Genomic DNA, 22,331 nt, shown 5'->3' with positions numbered 1-22,331 from the left:
TCCGATTACCAGACGTAGGCGAGGACTTCCCCACCCACGCCCTTCTGTGCTGCCTGCTTGTCGGTGAGGAGACCGGAAGACGTGGACAGAATTGCCACGCCAAGGCCGCCGCGTACCTTTGGCAGGTTGGTCGACTTTGCGTATACACGCAGACCAGGCTTCGAGACGCGAGTTACGCCTGCGAGGGCGCGTTCACGGTTTGGGCCAAACTTGAGTTCGAGAACGAGGCTCTTACCGACGGTAGCGTCCTCGACCTTCCAACCCTTGATGTAACCCTCTGCCTTAAGAATGTCTGCAATGTTCGACTTCAGCTTCGAGGACGGCATGGTCACCGTCTCGTGGTAAGCCGAGTTCGCGTTGCGCAGACGAGTAAGCATGTCTGCGATCGGGTCGGTCATTGTCATTGGGCTTCTTGCCCTTCCTCGTCGGGGTATCCAGTCAGTTTGCTTAACGCTCCCACTGGACCTACGACGTAGTTGTTACCAGCTGCTCTTCGTGACGCCGGGAAGCTCACCGCGGTGTGCCATCTCGCGAAGGCATACACGGCAGAGTCCGAACTTGCGGTACACCGAGTGCGGACGACCGCACTTCTGGCACCGGGTGTAGGCGCGAACCGCGAACTTAGGCTTTGCGGCTGCCTTGTTGATAAGGGCCTTCTTCGCCATATCAGTTCTCCTTAAAAGGGAAGCCGAGGTGCTTGAGGAGGGCACGGCCCTCTTCATCGGTCTTCGCGGTGGTCACAACGGTGATGTCCATACCGCGTACGCGGTCGATCGAGTCTGGGTCGATCTCGTGGAACATCGACTGCTCGTTCAAACCGAACGTGTAGTTTCCGTTACCGTCGAACTGCTTTGGAGAAAGTCCACGGAAGTCACGGATACGTGGCAGAGCGATCGACACGAGACGGTCGGTGAACTCCCACATGCGGTCGCCACGGAGCGTTACGTGCGCACCAATCGGCATACCCTCACGGAGCTTGAACTGAGCGATAGACTTGCGTGCCTTGGTTACCTGTGGCTTCTGACCAGTGATCAGAGTGAGGTCACGAATTGCGCCTTCGATAAGCTTCGAGTCCTTGGCCGCGTCACCGACACCCATGTTGACGACGACCTTGACAAGGCCACCAACCTGGTTGACGTTTTCGTGGTTGAACTCTTCGAGGAGAGCCTTGCGGATCTCTTCGTTGTAGCGTGCCTTAAGACGTGGCTGTGCCATCAGACGTCCCTCTCTGCCTCACCGTGTCCGCGAGCAACGCGGACGCGGGTAACGCGGGTGCGACCATCGCGTTCTACTTCCTCAAGACGCGAGCCGAGGCGCTTGCCGCGCTTCGCTTCAGCATCGAAGAACTGAACGTTCGAAATGTGAATTGGGGCTTCAACAACCTCAATGCCACCGGTACGGGAACCACGGGCGGTCTGTCCAGGCTTGGTGTGCTTGGTAACACGGCCAATGCCCTCGACGATGACGCGGTCCCTGTCCTTGATTACCTCAAGAACGCGACCGGTCTTACCCTTGTCCTTACCTGCGATGACAACTACGGTGTCACCCTTCTTGATGTTCGCCATGTCAGAGCACCTCCGGAGCAAGCGAGATGATCTTCATGAAACGCTTGTCACGCAGCTCACGGCCGACTGGGCCGAAGATACGGGTTCCACGAGGCTCACCGTCGTTCTTGAGAATGACAGCTGCGTTCTCGTCAAACTTGATGTAAGAGCCGTCTGGGCGACGACGTTCCTTGGCAGTGCGGACGACGACCGCCTTAACGACGTCACCCTTCTTAACGTTTCCGCCAGGGATTGCATCCTTGACGGTTGCGACAATGGTGTCGCCGATTCCGGCGTAGCGACGGCCCGAGCCACCGAGAACACGGATGCAGAGGATTTCCTTTGCACCGGTGTTGTCAGCAACGCGAAGTCGCGACTCCTGCTGGATCATGTAATGAACTCCTGTCGTCGAGCTGGTTCTCGTCTAAACGAGCCTTGCCGAACGGATATTTTTCAAGGAAAGTTTGGTCAAGACACCCTGATGGGGCGGACCGTAAATACGATCCGCCCCGCAGAGCGAAAGAACTTACTTAGCCTTCTCGAGGATCTCCACCAGACGCCAACGCTTGGTAGCGGAGAGCGGGCGGGTTTCCATGATGAGGACCAGGTCGCCGATTCCAGCGGTGCTCAGCTCATCGTGAGCCTTCACCTTGCTAGTCCTGCGGATAACCTTACCGTAAAGTGGGTGCTTTACGCGATCCTCAACTTCAACAACGATGGTTTTGTCCATCTTGTCACTAACTACGTACCCACGACGCGTCTTGCGCTGAGGGCGTTCTGCGATTACCTTCTCGCTCATTTAAGCCTCACTCGCTAACGCTGGGTGCAGTACGAATGCCGAGCTCGCGCTCACGCAGAATCGTGTAGATTCGTGCGATGTCGCGACGAACGGCCTTGAGTCGACCGTGCGTCTCGAGCTGACCAGAGGCAGCCTGGAAACGCAGGTTGAAGAGTTCCTTCTTTGCCTTCTCGAGTTCAGCCACGAGAGCTGCGTCATCGAGTAGGTCCAACTCCTTGGCTTCGAGACCCTTAGTTCCTACAGCCATCAGTTAGCACCTCCTTCGCGTACCACGAAACGGCACTTCATTGGGAGCTTGTGCATCGCGCGACGCATTGCCTCGCGTGCGAGCGGCTCCGGAACTCCTGCCAGTTCGAATACGATTCGGCCTGGCTTGACGTTTGCAACCCACCATTCAGGCGAACCCTTACCGGAACCCATGCGGGTTTCGGCTGGCTTCTTGGTGAGAGGGCGGTCTGGATAGATGTTGATCCAGACCTTACCGCCACGCTTGATGTGACGGGTCATCGCAATACGTGCAGCTTCAATCTGACGGTTGGTGACGTATGCAGGGGTCAAAGCCTGGATACCGTACTCACCAAACGCGACAACGTTGCCACCCTTGGATGCGCCGGAGCGCGATGGGTGGTGCTGCTTGCGGTGCTTAAGCCTGCGCGGGATAAGCATTCGCTCAGGCCTCCGTTCCGGTTTCAGCGGCTGGAGTTGCTGCCTCGGCTGGAGCCGACTCAGCAGTTGCAGTTTCCTGCGCAGCCTTGTTGCGGTCGTTGTTACGGCGACCACCACGCGAAGGACGGTCAGAACGGCCGCGACCGGCACGTGGTGCCTGCGCTGCCTGCTGAGCGTTGAATTCCTTCTCGGTGATGTCACCCTTGTAGATCCATACCTTCACGCCGATGCGACCAAAGGTCGTACGTGCCTCATAGAAGCCGTAGTCGATGTTCGCACGAAGAGTGTGAAGTGGAACGCGTCCCTCGCGGTAGAACTCGGAACGGCTCATCTCTGCGCCGCCGAGACGACCGGAGCACTGAACACGAATTCCCTTGGCGCCTGCGCGGAGCGCGGACTGCATGCCCTTGCGCATTGCGCGACGGAAGGAAACACGCGATGCAAGCTGCTCAGCAATACCCTGAGCAACAAGCTGTGCTTCGATCTCTGCGTTCTTGACCTCGAGGATGTTGAGCTGAACCTGCTTGCCGGTGAGCTTTTCAAGCTCTCCGCGAATACGGTCTGCTTCGGCTCCACGACGGCCGATTACGATACCTGGACGTGCGGTGTGGATGTCAACGCGAACGCGGTCACGCGTACGCTCGATCTCTACCTTTGCGATACCTGCGCGCTCAAGGCCTTCGCTCATGAGCTTGCGGATAGCTACGTCCTCACGAACGTAGTCGCGGTAACGCTGACCAGGCTTGGTGCTGTCAGCAAACCAACGCGACCGGTGGTCGGTGGTAATGCCGAGGCGGTACCCGTGCGGGTGAACCTTCTGTCCCACTATCGGGCCCCTTCCTTGTCGTCAACCGGAGCTACAACCACTGTGATGTGGCTGGTCCGCTTGAGGATCTGGCTTGCACGACCCTGAGCACGGGGACGGAAACGCTTGAGCGTTGGTCCCTCGTCTACGAGCGCAGTCTTGATGACGAGGTTGTTCTCGTCAAAGGCTACGTTGTCGCGGTCGGCGATTACCCGTGCGTTTGCGATCGCGCTCTGCACGACCTTGAGTACTGGCTCGCTTGCAGCCTGTGGTGCAAACTTCAGTACGGCTACGGCCTCAGTGGCCTGCTTGCCACGGATAAGATCCACGACGCGACGGGCCTTCTGGGGCGTGACACGGATAAACCGAGCCTTCGCCATGGCTTCCATTGCTGTCCTGCCTTCTTGGTTCGTCATGACCAGAAGTAGTCCTCGCTGCTGACCCGCGGGGTCAGCGGCGACGACCCTTCTTGTCGTCTTTCACGTGGCCGCGGAAAGTCCGCGTTGGGGCAAACTCACCGAGCTTGTGTCCAACCATAGACTCGGTTACAAACACGGGAACGTGCTTGCGACCGTCGTGCACGGCAAAGGTGTGACCTAGGAAGTCGGGGGTGATAACCGACCGACGGGACCAGGTCTTAATTACGTTCTGGGTGCCAGCTTCGTTCTGGGCATCAACCTTCTTCTGAAGGTGGCCGTCAACGAAAGGACCCTTCTTCAAGCTACGTGGCATTGTTCCAGGCTCCTATCAGCGCTTCTTGCCGGTGCGGCGACGACGAACAATAAGCTTGTCGCTTGGCTTGTTCGGGCGACGGGTACGACCTTCTGGCTGACCCCAAGGTGAGACTGGGTGGCGACCACCGGAGGTCTTACCTTCACCACCACCGTGTGGGTGGTCGATTGGGTTCATGGCAACACCGCGGACGGTTGGGCGAACGCCCTTCCACCGCATACGGCCGGCCTTACCCCAGTTGATGTTGGACTGCTCTGCGTTGCCAACCTCACCAACGGTTGCACGGCAGCGAGCGTCAACGTTGCGGATTTCGCCGGATGGCATACGCAGCTGAGCGTATGGGCCGTCCTTTGCAACCAACTGCACGGAGACACCGGCGGAACGTGCGATCTTAGCGCCGCCACCTGGGCGAAGCTCGATAGCGTGAATCACGGTACCGGTTGGGATGTTGCGCAGCGGGAGGTTGTTGCCTGGCTTGATGTCGGCCTTAGGACCGTTCTCGACAACGTCTCCCTGCTTCAACTTCTCAGGAGCGATGATGTAGCGCTTCTCGCCGTCTGCGTAGTGCAGAAGGGCAATGCGGGCGGTACGGTTTGGGTCGTACTCAATGTGAGCGACCTTTGCCGGTACGCCGTCCTTGTCGTGGCGACGGAAGTCAATGACGCGGTAAGCGCGCTTGTGGCCACCACCCTTGTGGCGGGTGGTGATACGACCGGAGTTGTTGCGTCCACCAGTCTTGGTCAGCGGACGAACGAGGGACTTCTCCGGCTCCGAGCGCGTGATCTCGACGAAGTCGGCAACACTCGAACCACGGCGGCCCGGCGTAGTCGGCTTGTACTTACGGATTCCCATGGGGATCTATCCTAATCTGCTCTCGAACGGCTTCAGTTGGCAGCTCCACCGAACACGTCGATCTGCTGACCCTCAACGAGGGTCACGATCGCGCGCTTGGTGTCCTTGCGCTTACCGATGCCGAAACGGGTACGACGGGTCTTGCCCGTACGGTTAATCGTGTTGACGGAGGCGACCTTGACGCCGAATACCTTTTCTACGGCAATCTTGATCTCGGTCTTGTTCGAGCGTGGGTCTACAAGGAAGGTGTACTTACCCTGTTCGAAACCAACATAGCTCTTCTCCGTGAGGACGGGAGCGACCAGGATGTCGCGAGGGTCCTTCTGTACGTGAGTCACTTTGCAGTCTCCTTGTCGAGCTCAGCCGACTTGGTTGGACCAGCGATGTATGCAGCGAGTGCACCTTCGGTGAACACAACGTCGTCAGAGATAAGCACGTCGTAGGTGTTGAGCTGGTCTGCAGCAAGCAGGTGAACGGACTCAACGTTACGCAGGGACTTAACGGTAACCTCGTCACCGCGCTCGTGAACCACGAGGACGTGCTTCACGTCATCGAAGTTCGCCTTGCTGAAGGTCAGACCCTTCAGCGCTGCAAGTGCCTGCTTGGTCGAAGGAGTCTCACCGATGCCGAATCCGGAGATCACGTGAACGCGGTTTGCGCGTGCGCGGTCCGAAAGTGCACCACGGAGGGCTGCTGCCTTCATCTTCTTAGGGGTGCGCTGCGAGTAGTCGCGTGGCTGTGGACCGTGAACGATTCCACCACCCGCGAACTGAGGCGCACGGGTCGAACCCTGGCGAGCACGACCGGTACCCTTCTGCTTGTAAGGCTTACGTCCACCACCGGAAACATCTGCGCGAGTCTTCGTCGCGTGCGTTCCCTGGCGCGCTGCCGCGCGCTGCGCGACAACTACCTGGTGGATGAGTGGAACGTTGAGCTCTACATCGAAGATCTCAGCAGGGAGCTCGGCGGAGCCGCTCTTCTTGCCGGTTGCGTCGATTACGTCAACAGTCAGGTTAGCCATTTTGTTCACGCTCCCTTAACTGCGCTACGTACGAGTACCACGCCACCCTTAGGACCTGGAACAGCACCCTTTACGAGTACGTAGCCCTTGGCAGCGTCTACTGCGTGTACGGTCAGGTTCTGTGTGGTCTGGCGCTCGCCACCCATGCGGCCGGCCATGCGCAGGCCCTTGAATACGCGCGACGGAGTCGAGGCTCCACCGATCGAACCAGGCTTGCGGTGGTTACGGTGTGCACCGTGGGATGCGGATACACCGGCGAAGCCGTGACGCTTCATAACACCGGCGAAACCCTTACCCTTGGTGGTACCAATTACGTCTACCTTGATACCTGCTTCGAATACGTCAACGTTGATCTCCTGACCAAGGCTGTATTCAGAAGCGTCAGAGGTACGAATCTCGGTAACGTGACGGCGTGGGGTCACGCCTGCCTTCTCGAAGTGTCCCTTGAGTGGCTTGGTCACCTTGCGTGGGTCGATCTGGCCGGTAGCAACCTGAACGGATGCGTAGCCATCAACCTCGGCGGTGCGGACCTGAGTGACAACGTTTGGCTCCACTGCAACAACAGTCACAGGAACCAGACGGCCGTTCTCATCCCAAACCTGGGTCATGCCGAGCTTCTTACCGAGAACTGCCTTTACCGGCTTCTCGTTCTGCTGGGTAGTCATTTAAGTTCTTCCCCCAGTCTCAAAGCTTAATCTCGATGTTAACGTCCGCTGGAAGGTCGAGACGCATGAGCGAATCTACTGCCTTTGGCGTTGGATCGATGATGTCGATAAGCCGCTTGTGCGTGCGCATTTCAAAGTGCTCGCGGCTGTCCTTGTACTTGTGAGGCGAACGGATAACAACGAACACGTTCTTCTCCGTTGGCAACGGCACCGGGCCCACGACCGTCGCACCAGCGCGAGTAACCGTGTCGACGATCTTGCGCGCCGAACTGTCGATTACCTCGTGGTCGTAGGACTTGAGCCGGATGCGGATCTTCTGTCCCGCCATGGCGTCGTCTGACTCTCTTCTCTTGAACCGCTATCTGTCCGACCCCCGCGCTCGCGCGTGTCGCCCTTTCGGGCAATACGCAACGCTACACATTTGTGTGCGGGTCGTTTTTCGAGAAGAAACCATCGAACTCAATGAAACAAGCCCAACGCGTTCCTTCACAACGTCTGCTTGCCTGTGCTAGCCGTAGGCTGCGGGCTTCGATCTGACATATCTACAGAGAGCTCAACACAAATAAAGGCGCTTTGCGCCTCGGCCATGCACACTGTTCGATATTTTTAACGATCGCGCCCTGAAACAGGCAACTACTCAATACTGCCATGCTTGACAGCAAAAAGCCAACCGCTTTAACCAAGATCACAAGGGGTTCTTGCATGCGCCCTTGGCAGTTGGGGTTACGTCTTAGAAAGTATATCGGAAAAGCAGCATCGCTCCTAGCCACGATGATGTGGAACGACTAACGTCACAGGATGCATGTTCAAGACAGAGTCCATACAGACCGTGTAACCAAAGTATCGCTTCCACGACTCCCCAGACATACGCCGAAAGGGCCCCTGCCGAAGCAGGGACCCTTTCGGTCAGCGTTTAGCCGGGTGGTGAAACTAGATCACTTAACGATCTTGGTCACACGACCGGAACCAACGGTGCGGCCACCCTCACGGATAGCGAAGCCGAGGCCCTCTTCCATAGCGATTGGCTGGATGAGCTCTACGGACATCTCAGTGTTGTCGCCAGGCATAACCATTTCGGTGCCCTCAGGAAGGGTGATAACACCGGTTACGTCCGTGGTACGGAAGTAGAACTGTGGACGGTAGTTCGAGTAGAACGGGTTGTGACGTCCACCCTCATCCTTGGCAAGGATGTAGACCTGAGCCTCGAAGTGGGTGTGAGGGGTGATCGAACCAGGCTTGACAACAACCTGACCACGCTCAACGTCTTCACGCTTGATACCACGGAGGAGCAGACCGGTGTTGTCACCAGCCTGTGCCTGGGTCATCTGCTTGTGGAAGGTCTCGATACCGGTAACGGTGGTCTTCTGAGCCTCACGGATACCGACGATCTCAACTTCGGAGTTCACGTCGAGAACACCACGGTCTACCTTACCGGTGACAACGGTTCCACGACCGGTGATGGTGAAGACATCCTCGATTGGCATGAGGAATGGCTTGTCAAGGTCGCGAACTGGGTCTGGAACGTTGTTGTCAACAGCTTCCATGAGCTCTGCAACAGAGTCCATCCACTTCTGGTCGCCCTCAAGTGCCTGGAAACCGGAAACGCGGACAACTGGTGCCTCGTCGCCGTCGAAGCCCTGCGAGGAGAGAAGTTCACGAACTTCCATCTCCACGAGCTCGAGGATTTCCTCGTCATCCACCATGTCGCACTTGTTGAGTGCAACGAGGAGGTAAGGAACACCAACCTGACGAGCAAGCAGAACGTGCTCGCGGGTCTGTGCCATTGGACCGTCGGTTGCTGCTACAACGAGGATTGCGCCATCCATCTGTGCAGCACCGGTGATCATGTTCTTGATGTAGTCAGCGTGACCAGGCGCGTCGACGTGCGCGTAGTGGCGCTTGTCGGTCTCGTACTCGATGTGCGAGATGTTGATCGTGATACCACGCTGCTTTTCTTCCGGAGCCTTGTCGATCTCATCGAACTTGAACTCAGGGTTCACGTCCGGGAAACGGTCGTGAAGAACCTTGGAGATTGCGGCGGTAAGAGTGGTCTTACCGTGGTCAACGTGACCAATGGTACCGATGTTTACGTGCGGCTTGGTACGCTCGAAAATGGCCTTCGCCACTGGGGTCCTCCTGGGACTTGGGTAGTCTTGCCGTTCATGCACACACCCGTCCGTTAAAACGGCGTGCATGCGGGGCGGCTGTCGCTACAGGTTGATGTGTTTTTAGTTTACAGTACGACCTGTGGGGAACTTACTCGCCCCGGGTCTTCTTGATGATCTCTTCGGCAACTGCGCGAGGAACCTCGGCGTAGCTGTCAAAGGACATCGAGTACACTGCGCGTCCCTGCGTCTTGGAACGCAAGTCACCGATGTACCCGAACATTTCTGACAATGGTACCTGCGCACGCACTACCTTGACACCAGTGGCGTCTTCCATGGATTGAATCATTCCACGGCGGGAGTTAATGTCACCGATAACATCACCCATGTACTCCTCAGGAGTACGCACCTCGACGGCCATCACTGGCTCGAGGATAACTGGGTCGGCACGCTTTGCACCCTCACGGAGCACCATCGTACCGGCGATCTTGAACGCCATTTCTGACGAGTCAACGTCGTGGTAGGCGCCGTCGAGTAGACGGGCCTTCACGCCGACGAGTGGGAACCCTGCGAGGACACCCTGCTGCATTGCCGACTGGATACCAGCGTCAACCGATGGGATGTACTCACGTGGGATACGACCACCGGTGACCTCGTTGGAGAACTCGTAGAGCGCACCCTCGGTGGTCTCGAGTGGCTCGAAGGTCACCTGCACCTTAGCGAACTGACCGGAACCACCGGTCTGCTTCTTGTGGGTGTAGTCGATCTTCTCTGCCACGCGGCGGATGGTCTCGCGGTATGCCACCTGTGGCTTACCAACGTTTGCCTCAACCTTGAACTCGCGACGCATACGGTCAACGAGGATGTCGAGGTGGAGCTCACCCATACCACCGATAACGGTCTGGCCGGTCTCCTCATCGAGCTTGACGCGGAAGGTTGGGTCTTCCTCAGCAAGCTTCTGGATAGCGGTCGAGAGCTTCTCCTGGTCAGCCTTCGTCTTTGGCTCGATGGCCACGTCGATAACTGGCTCTGGGAAGGTCATCGACTCGAGAACAACCTGGTTCTGTGGGTCACACAGGGTGTCGCCCGTGGTGGTGTCCTTCAGGCCGATGAACGCGTAGATGTGTCCTGCAGTTGCCTCTTCAACAGGGTTTTCCTTGTTGGAGTGCATCTGGAAGAGCTTACCGATACGTTCCTTCTTACCCTTTGTCGCATTGACAACCTGGGCACCGGACGAGACCTTACCGGAGTACACGCGAACGTAGGTGAGCTTACCGAAGAATGGGTGAGCTGCGACCTTGAACGCGAGTGCGGAGAATGGCTCTTCCGAACTAGGGGAACGCGTGATGACCTTTTCCTCGTCGTTGACTGCGTGACCTTCAACGGCTGGCACGTCAAGTGGCGATGGGAGGTAGTCGATCACGGCGTCAAGCATCGGCTGGACACCCTTGTTCTTGAATGCGGAACCACACAGAACTGGGAATGCTTCACCGGCAATGACGAGCTTGCGGATACCGGACTTGATTTCCGCGATGGTCAGTTCCTCGCCACCGAGGTACTTTTCCATCAGTGCGTCATCAGCCTCAGCAACGTCTTCGATGAGCTGCGCACGGTATTCCGCCGCCTTCTCGACGAGGTCTGCTGGGATCTCTTCGATGTCGTAGGCTTCGCCGAGCTTGGTTTCACCGTGCCAGACGTATGCCTTTTCCTCGATGAGGTCGACCATTCCGATGAAGTCGTTCTCCGCACCGATTGGGAGCTGGATGACGAGTGGCTTGGCCTTGAGGCGGTCCACGATGGTCTTTACGGTGAAGTAGAAGTCCGCACCGAGCTTGTCCATCTTGTTGACAAAGCAGATACGTGGAACGTTGTACTTGTCAGCCTGACGCCAAACGGTCTCGGACTGTGGTTCAACACCTTCCTTACCGTCGAACACCGCAACTGCACCATCGAGAACGCGGAGCGAACGCTCCACCTCAACCGTGAAGTCAACGTGTCCTGGGGTGTCAATGATGTTGATCTGGTTTTCGTGCCAGTAGCAAGTGGTTGCAGCGGAGGTAATGGTGATACCGCGCTCCTGCTCCTGCTCCATCCAGTCCATGGTCGATGCACCGTCGTGGGTTTCACCGATCTTGTAGTTCACACCCGTGTAGAACAGGATGCGCTCTGTGGTGGTGGTCTTTCCAGCATCGATGTGGGCCATGATGCCGATGTTGCGGACCTTGTGTAGGTCCGTCTGCACGTCAAGTGCCACGAGTTACCTCTTCAGGGGTAGGAACAAGTTTTGTTCACTGACCGCGGGTACTCACGGTGTCCCGGTTGAGCGGGACCGAGAGTATTACCAGCGGTAGTGTGCAAACGCCTTGTTCGATTCGGCCATCTTGTGCATGTCCTCGCGGCGCTTCACAGCAGCCCCGAGACCGTTGGATGCGTCGAGGATCTCGTTCATGAGACGCTCGGTCATCGTCTTTTCGCGGCGTGCGCGCGAGTAGTCGGTCAACCAACGCAGTGCCAGGGTGGTTGCGCGTGCTGCGCGAACCTCGACTGGAACCTGGTAGGTTGCACCACCGACGCGGCGGGAGCGAACCTCAAGCGCTGGACGGATGTTCTCCAAGGCGCGCTTCAGTGCGATCACTGGGTCTTGGTCGGTCTTCTCGCGGACACCCTCGAGGGCACCGTAGACGATCGCTTCTGCAGTGGACTTCTTACCGTCGAGAAGAACCTTGTTGATAAGCTGCGTAACCACTGGCGAACCGTAGACTGGGTCTACGACGAGTGGGCGCTTAGGTGCTGGACCCTTACGAGGCATTTCAGCTCTTCTCCTTCTTTGCGCCGTAGCGGGAACGAGCCTGCTTACGGTTCTTTACACCCTGGGTGTCAAGAGCACCGCGGATGACCTTGTAACGAACACCTGGAAGGTCCTTAACACGACCACCGCGAACGAGCACGATCGAGTGCTCCTGGAGGTTGTGACCTACACCTGGGATGTAAGCGGTAACTTCAACACCACTTGAGAGCTTGACACGGGCTACCTTACGGAGCGCCGAGTTTGGCTTCTTCGGGGTGGTGGTGTAAACGCGGGTGCATACGCCGCGTCGCTGAGGGGATCCCTTGAGGGCAGGAGTCTTCGACTTCCCGGCCTTGGACGTCCGCCCCTTACGGACGAGCTGCTGAATAGTTGGCACTACAACTCCGTGTCATTTTGAGCCCGCCGAATCAAAAGTCGGAAGATCGGGCCTAAATTGGTCTGTATTGGCTCCGTCAAGCTTTGAGTAGACACGGCTAGATACTCGTAGCGGGAGCTACCAATACGCCACGTTCCACCGGCTCGATGGCCCGCCAGGAGTTGCCAGTCCTCCGTGCGGGATGCGCTCCGATGAGTTGACGGTTCTTCCACATCTGGTCTGCAGTATCTTGTGGTTCAGCACTGACTACTTAGCCAAGAGACACTGCATGTCTGGCGGGAGCCTTTGATTCAGTGAATCAGTTGTTCCAGCCAGTAGATCCGTCGCGTCAAAACGCGCACAATCACTAACTTTACAGGGCGTAAATGGCACACGCAAAGTAGTTTGCCCCACAATAGCCCGTGATCTGTGTCCCACAGGAGGTCAGAAACCATCCCCGTACATCAACCAGATTCGCAAGTCACCTCTCTGCAAACCTTTGCGCACGGTGTTTTTCAACGCCAGTTCTGCCCCAACCTGCCTGTATTTTGACGCCATCTGATTGCCGACGAGACGGAACCTTACCTGCGCACCGCACGGCTCGTCGTCAATGGGTCACACTTTCGCACTGCCAAGGCAGCACCAAAAAAGGAGTGGGCGACACCGTTACACGGTGCCGCCCACTCCCCTAGAGACTATGCCGAAACATCAGCGGAAGTCCGGGAACTCCAGGTCATCCAGCGGAATCGACTCGCCCGAGCCCATTCCTATGCCAGCGAAGTCGATCTCGTCGTAACCGAAGTTCGGGTACAACTCAGTCTTCGCCTCTTCAGTTGGCTCAACCTCAACCTCACGGTAACGGGGCAGACCCGTACCGGCTGGGATGAGCTTACCGAGGATGACGTTCTCCTTGAGGCCGAGCAGCGGGTCACGGCGACCCGACATCGCAGCCTCGGTGAGAACGCGAGTGGTCTCCTGGAACGATGCAGCCGACAGCCATGACTCAGTGGCAAGCGATGCCTTGGTGATACCCATGAGCTCTGGACGGCCAGAAGCTGGGGTCGCACCGGTTGCAACCGCACCACGGTTCGCGTCTTCGAAGCGAGCACGCTCAGCGAGTTCGCCAGGAAGCAGTTCCGTGTCGCCCGAGTCAAGCACGGTCACGCGGCGCAGCATCTGGCGCACGATAACCTCGATGTGCTTGTCGTGGATGTCCACGCCCTGCGAACGGTACACGTGCTGAACCTCGTCCACCAGGTGCTTCTGGGTCGCGCGTGGGCCGAGGATACGCAGAACCTTCTTCGGGTCAACCGCACCCTGAACGAACTGAGTACCCACGGCAACTTCCTGACCGTCCTCAACGAGCAGGCGCGCACGCTTGGATACCTGGTAGGTGAGTTCCTCCGAACCGTCGTTCGGGGTGAGCACGATACGGCGGCTACGCTCCGAGTCATCGATCGAGACGCGACCGGTGTACTCGGCGATCGGAGCCTCACCCTTGGGGGTACGAGCCTCGAAGAGTTCCGTGATACGTGGCAGACCCTGCGTGATGTCATCGGCAGATGCGACACCACCGGTGTGGAACGTACGCATCGTCAACTGAGTACCGGGCTCACCAATCGACTGAGCAGCGATGATACCGACTGCCTCACCGATGTCGACGAGCTTACCGGTTGCCAGCGAACGTCCGTAGCACTTGGCGCAGGTACCAACGCGTGACTCACAGGTCAGCACGGAACGAACCTTGAGGTTCTCCACGCCAGACGCAACGAGCTTGTCGATGAGCACGTCACCGACGTCCTCACCGGCGCGGCCGATGATCTCACCGTCAACCTCAACGTCCTGCGCGAGGGTACGGGTGTAGATCGACTGCTCAACCTTCTCGTGGCGCACGAGGGTACCGTCACCGATGTCCTCACCGACAGGCAGGAGCAGACCGCGCTCAGTACCGCAGTCGTCCTCGCGAACGATGACGTCCTGGGAAACGTCCACGAGACGACGGGTCAGGTAACCCGAGTCCGCGGTACGCAGTGCGGTGTCAGCAAGACCCTTACGTGCACCGTGGGTTGCGATGAAGTACTCGAGAACCGAGAGGCCTTCACGGTAGTTCGACTTGATCGGACGCGGAATGATGTCACCCTTGGGGTTTGCCACCAGACCACGCATACCCGCGATCTGACGAACCTGCATCCAGTTACCACGAGCACCGGAACCAACCATGCGGAAGACCGTGTTGCGTGCAGGGAAGTTCTCCTGCATCGACTTCGCGACCTTGTCGGTGGCCTGGGTCCAGATCTCGATGAGTTCCTGACGACGTTCGTCATCGGTGATGAGACCGCGGTCGAACTGCTGCTGGATCTTGAGCGCCCGAGCCTCGTGCTCCGCAAGAATCTCGGCCTTCGCCGCTGGGGTTGCGACATCGGAGATAGCAATCGAGACACCGGAACGGGTCGCCCACTTGAAACCTGCCGACTTCAGTGCGTCGAGCGACTCGGCGACCTCTACCTTCGGGTAGGTTTCAGCGAGTTCGTTCACGATGATCGACAGTTTCTTCTTGTCCACGACCTCGTTGACGTACGGGTAGTCAACTGGCAGCAACTCGTTGAAGAGTGCGCGGCCAAGGGTCGTCTCGAAGACGATCGGCTGTCCGAGTTCCCAGCCCTCAGGCGCCTCGAACCCACGTGGTGGTACGAGGTCATCCATACGGACCTTGATGACCGCGTTCAGGTCAAGCTCACCAGCGTCGAATGCCATGATGGCCTCTGAAACCGAGGAGAACGCACGACCATGACCCACTGGGTCCTCACGGTCGGAGGTCAGGTGGAACAGACCGATGATCATATCCTGCGAAGGCATGGTCACTGGGCGTCCATCGGATGGCTTCAGGATGTTGTTGCTTGAAAGCATGAGGATACGAGCCTCAGCCTGGGCCTCAACCGACAGCGGCAGGTGAACTGCCATCTGGTCGCCGTCGAAGTCAGCGTTGAACGCAGCACACACGAGTGGGTGCAGGTGGATTGCCTTACCCTCAACGAGCTGCGGTTCGAACGCCTGAATACCAAGGCGGTGCAGGGTCGGTGCACGGTTGAGCAGCACTGGGTGCTCGGTGATGACCTCTTCGAGGACATCCCACACAACCGAGCGGCCACGCTCGACCATACGCTTGGCCGACTTGATGTTCTGCGCGTGGTTGAGATCAACCAGACGCTTCATCACAAACGGCTTGAACAGTTCGAGAGCCATCTGCTTTGGCAGACCGCACTGGTGCAGTTTGAGCTGAGGACCGACAACGATAACCGAACGACCAGAGTAGTCAACGCGCTTACCGAGCAGGTTCTGACGGAAACGTCCCTGCTTACCCTTGAGCATGTCGGAGATCGACTTCAGCGGGCGGTTACCCGGACCGGTGACCGGACGTCCACGACGACCGTTGTCGAACAGCGAGTCAACTGCTTCCTGGAGCATACGCTTCTCGTTGTTCACGATGATCTCGGGGGCACCGAGGTCAAGCAGGCGCTTCAGACGGTTGTTGCGGTTGATCACGCGACGGTACAGGTCGTTCAGGTCGGAGGTGGCGAAACGGCCACCGTCGAGCTGAACCATTGGACGCAGGTCTGGTGGAATAACCGGAACAGCGTCCAGAACCATCGACTCCGGCTTGTTGTCCGTGGTCAGGAACGCGTTGACGACCTTGAGGCGCTTGAGCGCACGGGTCTTCTTCTGGCCCTTACCGGTACGGATGATCTCACGCAGCGACTCAGCCTCTGCCTCGAGGTCGAAGTTCTGCAGACGCTTCTGAATAGCGGCTGCACCCATCGAGCCCTCGAAGTAGGTGCCGTAGCGGTCTACGAGTTCGCGGTAGAGGAGTTCGTCGCCTTCAAGGTCAGCGACCTTGAGGCTCTTGAACTTCTCCCACACGGCGTTAATGCGGTCGAGTTCAGCGTCCTTGCGCTTACGCAGTTGGGTGAGTTCGCGCTCTGCCGAGTTACGAACCTTGTTCTTTGCGTCTGCGCGAGCGCCTTCCTCTTCGAGCGCGGCAAGGTCGCGCTCAAGACGGATCTGGCGTTCGTTGAGTTCAGACTCGAAACGGTCCTCGATTTCCTTCTTTTCGAGGTCGATTTCGTTCTGCAGGTTTGGCAGGTCTTCCTGGCGTGCGTCCTCGTCAACCGAGGTGATCATGTACGCAGCAAAGTAGATGACCTTTTCGAGGTCCTTTGGCGCGAGATCGAGCAGGTATCCAAGGCGCGATGGAACGCCCTTGAAGAACCAGATGTGCGTGACAGGAGCTGCAAGTTCAATGTGGCCCATGCGCTCACGGCGCACCTTGGAGCGGGTGACTTCAACACCACAGCGCTCACAGATGATGCCCTTGAAGCGCACGCGCTTGTACTTACCGCAGTAGCATTCCCAGTCGCGAGTAGGACCGAAGATCTTCTCGCAGAAGAGTCCGTCCTTCTCAGGCTTGAGTGTGCGGTAGTTGATGGTCTCAGGCTTCTTGACTTCGCCGTGTGACCATACGCGAATGTCTTCAGCATTCGCGAGTCCAATACGAAGCTCGTCGAATTCAGTGACGTCGAGCAAGGTGTCCTACTTCCTTCGTCCGCCGGCCCGTTGGGTGAAACGACCGGCGCGGTGGAGGTGATACTAAAAGGATTCCTGTGTGGTTGGGCGCCTACCCAAGGCACCCAACCACGTAAGAGGCGAGATTAGATCTCGTCGATAGTCGTGGCAGCGTTTGGACGACGCGACAGGTCGATACCGAGTTCTTCAGTTACGCGGTATGCGTCATCGTCGTTCTCGCGCATCTCGATCGAGACGCCGTCGGAGGACAGAACCTCAACGTTCAGGCAGAGGGACTGCATTTCCTTGAGGAGCACCTTGAACGACTCTGGGATACCGGAGTCTGGGATGTTCTCGCCCTTAACGATTGCCTCGTAGACCTTGACACGTCCTGGGACGTCGTCGGACTTGATGGTCAGGAGTTCCTGCAGGGTGTACGCCGCACCGTATGCCTCGAGTGCCCACACCTCCATCTCACCGAAGCGCTGTCCACCGAACTGCGCCTTACCACCGAGTGGCTGCTGGGTGATCATCGAGTATGGACCGGTCGAGCGTGCGTGGATCTTGTCGTCCACCAGGTGGTGGAGCTTCAAGATGTACATGTAACCAACCGAGATTGGCTCTGGGAATGGTTCACCGGAACGACCGTCGAACAGACGGGCCTTACCGTTTGGACCGACCATGCGGGCGCCGTCGCGGTTCGGGAGGGTCGTGGTGAGAAGGCCCTGGAGGGCCTCTTCCTCAAGACCGTCGAACACTGGTGTTGCGACTGGCTTGCCTGGCTCGGACTTGTGTGCAACCTGAGGGAGCTTGTTCTTCCACTCAACGTTGCCCTCAGTTGCGAGTTCGACGTCCCAGCCCTGGGAGGCGATCCATCCGAGGTGCACCTCGAGTACCTGACCGACGTTCATACGTCCTGGAACACCCATTGGGTTCAGGATGATGTCAACTGCGGTTCCGTCCTCAAGGAATGGCATGTCCTCGACCGGAAGGATGGTCGAGATGACACCCTTGTTACCGTGGCGTCCTGCGAGCTTGTCACCGGCGGTGATCTTACGACGCTGTGCGATGTAGACACGCACGAGCTCGTTGACACCCGCTGGCAGTTCGTCACCGTCTTCACGCTTGAAGGTACGGATCGCGATAACCGTTCCGGACTCACCGTGTGGCACCTTGAGCGAGGTGTCGCGAACCTCGCGAGCCTTCTCACCGAAGATTGCACGGAGCAGGCGCTCTTCTGGGGTTAGTTCGGTCTCACCCTTTGGAGTGACCTTACCCACCAGGATGTCGCCGGAGGTTACCTCGGCACCGATTCGGATGATGCCGCGCTCGTCAAGGTCGGCAAGGACATCTTCCGAAACATTCGGGATGTCGCGGGTGATCTCTTCTGGGCCAAGCTTGGTGTCGCGTGCGTCGATTTCGTGTTCTTCGATGTGGATCGAGGAGAGAACATCGTCCTGCACGAGGCGCTGCGACAGGATGATCGCGTCCTCGTAGTTGTGGCCTTCCCACGACATGAACGCAACGAGCAGGTTGCGTCCGAGAGCAAGCTCTCCACCGTCGGTCGCTGGACCATCCGCGAGCACGGAACCGATTTCAACGCGCTCACCCTCGTGGGCCACGACGCGCTGGTTGTAGGAGGTTCCCTGGTTCGAACGGCGGAACTTCTGCACACGGTACGAGGTGGTGGTGCCGTCGTCGTTTGCGACAACGATAAGGTCTGCCGATACCTCGGTGACCACACCGGCCTTCTTCGCGACGATGACATCACCGGCGTCGACTGCGGCACGCCATTCCATACCGGTTCCAACGTATGGAGCCTCGGAACGGACCAGTGGCACAGCCTGGCGCTGCATGTTCGCACCCATGAGCGCGCGGTTTGCGTCGTCGTGCTCAAGGAATGGAATCAGCGCGGTTGCGACCGACACCATCTGGCGTGGGGAGACGTCCATGTAGTCAACGTCAACACCTGGAACGTCGTCGGTCTCGCCACCCTTGGTGCGGACCAGAACGCGGTCGAGTTGGAATGATCCATCCTCGTTGAGAGGGGTGTTTGCCTGCGCGATGACGTAACGGTCCTCGTCATCAGCGGTCAGGAAGACAACCTCTTCGGTGACGCGTCCGTTGACGACCTTGCGGTATGGGGTCTCGATGAAACCGAACGGGTTGATCCGTCCGAATGATGCCAACGAACCGATCAGACCGATGTTTGGTCCTTCTGGGGTTTCGATTGGGCACATACGGCCGTAGTGCGACGGGTGGACGTCACGGACTTCCATGCCTGCGCGGTCACGGGACAGACCACCTGGACCAAGTGCCGAGAGACGGCGCTTGTGGGTCAGTCCGGCCAGAGGGTTGTTCTGGTCCATGAACTGCGACAACTGGGAGGTTCCGAAGAACTCCTTGATGGATGCGACAACCGGGCGGATGTTGATCAGGGTCTGAGGAGCAATGGCCTCGACTTCCTGGGTTGTCATACGCTCGCGAACAACGCGCTCCATACGGGAGAGACCCGTACGGATCTGGTTCTGGATCAGTTCGCCAACCGCGCGGATACGACGGTTACCGAAGTGGTCGATGTCGTCGGTCTCAACGCGTACGTCAACAGCCTCACCGTTGCGGGTGCCCTGTAGGGACGATACGTCCGCGTGCAGTGCTGCGAGGTACTTGATGGTGGCTACGATGTCCTCGACCGAGAGAACCGACTGGTCGATTGGAGCGTCTACGCCGATCTTCTTGTTCAGCTTGTAGCGACCGACCTTTGCGAGGTCGTAACGCTTCGGACGGAAGTAGAAGTTCTCCAGCAGGTTGCGTCCGGCCTCGACCGTCGGTGGCTCGCCTGGGCGGATCTTGCGGTAGAGGTCGACGAGTGCTTCCTCTGCCGTGTGAACCGAGTCCTTCTCGAGAGTGTCGAGAACGGCTGGGAAGTCCTTGAACTCCTCGCGGATCTCGGATTCGGACATGCCGAGGGCCTTGAGCAGCACGGTGACCGACTGCTTGCGCTTGCGGTCGACACGCACACCCACTGCATCGCGCTTGTCGATCTCGAACTCAAGCCAGGCACCACGCGATGGGATGATCTTTGCCGAGTAGATGTCCTTGTCCGAGGTCTTGTCGGCGACGCGCTCGAAGTAGACACCTGGGGAACGCACGAGTTGCGATACGACAACACGCTCGGTTCCGTTGATGATGAAGGTACCGCGCTCGGTCATGAGTGGGAAGTCACCCATGAACACGGTCTGGCTCTTGATTTCACCGGTCGCGTCGTTGTAGAACTCTGCGGTTACGAAGAGCGGTGCGGAATAGGTGAAGTCCTTTTCCTTGCACTCGTCGGCGGTGTATTTTGGCGGCTCGAACCGGTGGTTCGAGAACGACAGAGACATGGTCTCGCCGAAGTCTTCAATCGGTGAGATCTCCTGGAAGATCTCTTCCAGTCCAGAGGTCTCTGGAACGTCCTTACGTCCCGCTGCCTTAGCAGCGTCGACGCGGGCGCGCCAGCGTTCGTTACCCATGAGCCAGTCAAAACTCTCAGTCTGCAGACCGAGAAGGTCTGGAACCTCGAGTGGCTCGTAAATCTTTGCAAAGGATACGCGTCGGGACGCAGTGCGGTTTGCAATTGCGTCAGCGGACGGTGCAGAAGGGGTGCGCGAGGCAGCCAAGAGGGGTCCTTCCCTGCGGTTCGTGTGCACACTTAATACGCTTTCGCATGCATCAACCCCTGCCGGTGCTATTCGCAGAGGTTGCGCCCGAACCGAATGCTACCTGCGGGCAAGTAGACAACATCAAACGATAAATACAGTGATGGCACCGTATTTTCGAGTTCATGTCTCGGTGGCTGGTGGACCCATGGCACTGCCAAAAAGGCGCACCAAGGGCATACGTAAGCGCAAAGCGTCAGCATACATGAAGTCACCAAAAGTACGCAAGTGCGTCCATGTACGCCAACAATTCGGCCTTCGCTTGTGCGAAGGTATTCATCTAGACCGGTCTGCGTGAAGCTACCGCATGCCCTCTTGTATGAGCCCCGCTATTTTGGCTGTCGTTTGGAAAGAGGCAGTGGTGAAAACCGTGGAAAACCGGGCTAGTTTTTCATTCTAACTCTGATACAGCGAAGCCCGCATCCGTTTTCGGATGCGGGCTTCGCCACAAAGTTTCGCTACAACTGCGCATTTAAGCAGTTGCCCCGAGTGTCAGTGCCCGAAGGCACGAATCACTTGAGGGTAACGGTTGCGCCAGCGCCCTCGAGAGCAGCCTTTGCAGCCTCAGCCTTTTCCTTGTCGACTGGAGCGTCGAAGACAGCCTTTGGAGCGCCGTCAACGAGTTCCTTGGCTTCCTTGAGGCCGAGCGAGGTGAGCGCGCGGATTTCCTTGATGACCTGGATCTTCTTGTCACCAGCGGCTTCGAGGACAACCTCGAACTCGTCCTTCTCTGCTGCAGCCTCTGCTGCTGCGCCAGGAGCTGCTGCTACTGCAACTGCTGCTGGAGCTGCTGCGGTGACGTCGAAGGTCTCTTCGAATGCCTTAACGAACTCGGAGAGCTCGATGAGGGAGAGTTCCTTGAACGCTTCGATGAGCTCTTCGGTGCTGAGCTTAGCCATGATGGCCTTCCTTCCGATTTATCCTGCGTGAAGCAGTAGGGGTTTAAGAAGAGGTGGTTGCCGATTCCTCAGTGAGGGATCAGGCAGCCGCCTCTGCCGATGCCTGCTTCTCGCGCAGGGCGTCGATGGTGCGAACGGCCTTCGATGGTGCCGCCGCAAATACGTAAGCTGCCTTCGCGATGGAGGCCTTAACGGCTCCAGCGGTCTTTGCAAGCAGTACTTCGCGGGACTCGAGGTCCGCAAGCTTGGTGATTTCCTCAGCTGAAAGTGGCTTTCCCTCAAGAACACCAGACTTAATGATCAGCTGTGGGTTAGCCTTGGCAAAGTCACGAAGACCCTTTGCAGCCTCCACTGGGTCACCAGTGATGAATGCGATTGCCGATGGGCCCTTGAGGTCAGCGTCGAGTCCTTCGATGCCGGCTTCCTTGGCCGCAATGGCGGTCAGCGTGTTCTTTACCACGGCGTAGGATGCGTTTCCGCTGAGCGACCGACGCAGCGTCTTAAGCTGCGCGACAGTAAGCCCGCGGTACTCGGTCAACACTGCAGCGTTGGCACCGCGGAAGAGTTCCGCCAGTTCCTCTACTGCGGCTGCCTTGTCCGGCCTCGCCATGGCAATCCTTCCGATTGAATGCCGCTGGTTCTCGCTAGGGGATCCAGCTCCCGCCCCGTCTGGATTTCACTTTTTACCAAGCGTTTGTGTAAGCACTTTACGCAAAACAAAAAGCCTCGTGCACAGGCACGAGGCTTACACATACTTAAAGCATGAGCTTGATTCGTTACCTGCGCCGGCTCCAGAACTGGACTTCGGTTTTGCAAGAACC

Annotated in this window: 24 protein-coding genes; all 24 read right to left on the bottom strand. The window is 58.0% G+C overall.

All coding sequences use genetic code 11. The features are described from left to right. Nucleotides 1–5 precede the first annotated feature (5 nt). Complete coding sequence (gene rpsH / locus ACFSYH_RS12515; RefSeq protein ID WP_377467315.1) at nt 6–404, bottom strand: 30S ribosomal protein S8; 399 nt, start codon at nt 402–404, stop codon at nt 6–8. Nucleotides 405–479: 75 nt separating this feature from the next. After that, a complete protein-coding gene (locus ACFSYH_RS12510; protein WP_019146759.1) occupies nt 480–665 on the bottom strand; it encodes a type Z 30S ribosomal protein S14 in 186 nt (61 codons plus the stop codon). 1 nt (nt 666) lies between these two features. Then, nucleotides 667–1,215, bottom strand: coding sequence for a 50S ribosomal protein L5 (gene rplE, locus ACFSYH_RS12505; protein WP_377467314.1), 549 nt, complete (start codon nt 1,213–1,215; stop codon nt 667–669). Further along, a complete protein-coding gene (rplX, locus tag ACFSYH_RS12500) occupies nt 1,215–1,565 on the bottom strand; it encodes a 50S ribosomal protein L24 (RefSeq protein ID WP_377467312.1) in 351 nt (116 codons plus the stop codon). Before rplX ends, rplE begins: the two co-directional genes overlap by 1 nt. Before the next feature lies 1 nt (nt 1,566). After that, nucleotides 1,567–1,935 (bottom strand): 50S ribosomal protein L14, encoded by a 369-nt coding sequence (rplN, locus tag ACFSYH_RS12495; protein WP_013837848.1) that lies wholly within the window; start codon nt 1,933–1,935, stop codon nt 1,567–1,569. Nucleotides 1,936–2,070: 135 nt separating this feature from the next. After that, the gene (rpsQ, locus tag ACFSYH_RS12490; protein WP_377467311.1) at nt 2,071–2,343 is read right to left on the bottom strand and encodes a 30S ribosomal protein S17; all 273 of its coding nucleotides are present in this window, start codon (nt 2,341–2,343) and stop codon (nt 2,071–2,073) included. Nucleotides 2,344–2,350: 7 nt separating this feature from the next. After that, complete coding sequence (rpmC, locus tag ACFSYH_RS12485) at nt 2,351–2,590, bottom strand: 50S ribosomal protein L29 (protein ID WP_377467310.1); 240 nt, start codon at nt 2,588–2,590, stop codon at nt 2,351–2,353. Continuing rightward, nucleotides 2,590–3,009: a 50S ribosomal protein L16 gene (rplP, locus tag ACFSYH_RS12480; RefSeq protein WP_377467309.1), complete on the bottom strand. Its 420-nt coding sequence runs from the start codon at nt 3,007–3,009 to the stop codon at nt 2,590–2,592. Before rplP ends, rpmC begins: the two co-directional genes overlap by 1 nt. Before the next feature lie 4 nt (nt 3,010–3,013). Next, nucleotides 3,014–3,835 carry a 30S ribosomal protein S3 gene (gene rpsC / locus ACFSYH_RS12475; protein WP_377467308.1) on the bottom strand — a complete coding sequence of 274 codons (822 nt, stop codon included), beginning with the start codon at nt 3,833–3,835 and terminating at the stop codon, nt 3,014–3,016. Beyond that, nucleotides 3,835–4,203, bottom strand: a complete 369-nt coding sequence (rplV, locus tag ACFSYH_RS12470; RefSeq protein ID WP_019146767.1) for a 50S ribosomal protein L22 — start codon at nt 4,201–4,203, stop codon at nt 3,835–3,837. Before rplV ends, rpsC begins: the two co-directional genes overlap by 1 nt. 61 nt (nt 4,204–4,264) lie before the next feature. Beyond that, nucleotides 4,265–4,546 (bottom strand): 30S ribosomal protein S19, encoded by a 282-nt coding sequence (rpsS, locus tag ACFSYH_RS12465; RefSeq protein WP_377467307.1) that lies wholly within the window; start codon nt 4,544–4,546, stop codon nt 4,265–4,267. Between the two features lie 15 nt (nt 4,547–4,561). Then, nucleotides 4,562–5,398: a 50S ribosomal protein L2 gene (gene rplB / locus ACFSYH_RS12460; protein WP_377467306.1), complete on the bottom strand. Its 837-nt coding sequence runs from the start codon at nt 5,396–5,398 to the stop codon at nt 4,562–4,564. Nucleotides 5,399–5,430: 32 nt separating this feature from the next. Further along, a complete protein-coding gene (gene rplW / locus ACFSYH_RS12455) occupies nt 5,431–5,736 on the bottom strand; it encodes a 50S ribosomal protein L23 (protein WP_377467305.1) in 306 nt (101 codons plus the stop codon). Beyond that, nucleotides 5,733–6,419, bottom strand: coding sequence for a 50S ribosomal protein L4 (gene rplD, locus ACFSYH_RS12450; RefSeq protein ID WP_377467303.1), 687 nt, complete (start codon nt 6,417–6,419; stop codon nt 5,733–5,735). Before rplD ends, rplW begins: the two co-directional genes overlap by 4 nt. 5 nt (nt 6,420–6,424) lie before the next feature. Then, nucleotides 6,425–7,084, bottom strand: coding sequence for a 50S ribosomal protein L3 (rplC, locus tag ACFSYH_RS12445; protein WP_377467302.1), 660 nt, complete (start codon nt 7,082–7,084; stop codon nt 6,425–6,427). A gap of 19 nt (nt 7,085–7,103) precedes the next feature. Next, the gene (rpsJ, locus tag ACFSYH_RS12440) at nt 7,104–7,412 is read right to left on the bottom strand and encodes a 30S ribosomal protein S10 (RefSeq protein WP_019146773.1); all 309 of its coding nucleotides are present in this window, start codon (nt 7,410–7,412) and stop codon (nt 7,104–7,106) included. Between the two features lie 607 nt (nt 7,413–8,019). After that, the gene (gene tuf, locus ACFSYH_RS12435) at nt 8,020–9,210 is read right to left on the bottom strand and encodes an elongation factor Tu (protein WP_377467301.1); all 1,191 of its coding nucleotides are present in this window, start codon (nt 9,208–9,210) and stop codon (nt 8,020–8,022) included. Between the two features lie 130 nt (nt 9,211–9,340). Further along, a complete protein-coding gene (gene fusA, locus ACFSYH_RS12430) occupies nt 9,341–11,443 on the bottom strand; it encodes an elongation factor G (protein WP_377467300.1) in 2,103 nt (700 codons plus the stop codon). An 84-nt stretch (nt 11,444–11,527) separates the two neighbouring features. Continuing rightward, a complete protein-coding gene (rpsG, locus tag ACFSYH_RS12425; RefSeq protein ID WP_377467298.1) occupies nt 11,528–11,998 on the bottom strand; it encodes a 30S ribosomal protein S7 in 471 nt (156 codons plus the stop codon). A 1-nt stretch (nt 11,999) separates the two neighbouring features. After that, nucleotides 12,000–12,374 carry a 30S ribosomal protein S12 gene (gene rpsL / locus ACFSYH_RS12420; RefSeq protein WP_377467297.1) on the bottom strand — a complete coding sequence of 125 codons (375 nt, stop codon included), beginning with the start codon at nt 12,372–12,374 and terminating at the stop codon, nt 12,000–12,002. A gap of 687 nt (nt 12,375–13,061) precedes the next feature. Next, nucleotides 13,062–16,934, bottom strand: coding sequence for a DNA-directed RNA polymerase subunit beta' (locus tag ACFSYH_RS12415; protein WP_377467296.1), 3,873 nt, complete (start codon nt 16,932–16,934; stop codon nt 13,062–13,064). Between the two features lie 125 nt (nt 16,935–17,059). After that, on the bottom strand, nt 17,060–20,572 hold the full coding sequence (gene rpoB, locus ACFSYH_RS12410) for a DNA-directed RNA polymerase subunit beta (RefSeq protein WP_377467295.1): 3,513 nt from the start codon (nt 20,570–20,572) through the stop codon (nt 17,060–17,062). 551 nt (nt 20,573–21,123) lie between these two features. Next, complete coding sequence (gene rplL, locus ACFSYH_RS12405; RefSeq protein ID WP_377467294.1) at nt 21,124–21,510, bottom strand: 50S ribosomal protein L7/L12; 387 nt, start codon at nt 21,508–21,510, stop codon at nt 21,124–21,126. A 79-nt stretch (nt 21,511–21,589) separates the two neighbouring features. Continuing rightward, nucleotides 21,590–22,120, bottom strand: a complete 531-nt coding sequence (rplJ, locus tag ACFSYH_RS12400; RefSeq protein ID WP_377467293.1) for a 50S ribosomal protein L10 — start codon at nt 22,118–22,120, stop codon at nt 21,590–21,592. Between the last annotated feature and the right edge of the window lie 211 nt (nt 22,121–22,331).

The organism is Populibacterium corticicola (genome assembly GCF_042683685.1).
GTDB classification, from domain to species: Bacteria; Actinomycetota; Actinomycetes; order Actinomycetales; family Cellulomonadaceae; genus Timonella; species Timonella corticicola.
This window is presented reverse-complemented; position numbering and strand designations above follow the sequence as displayed.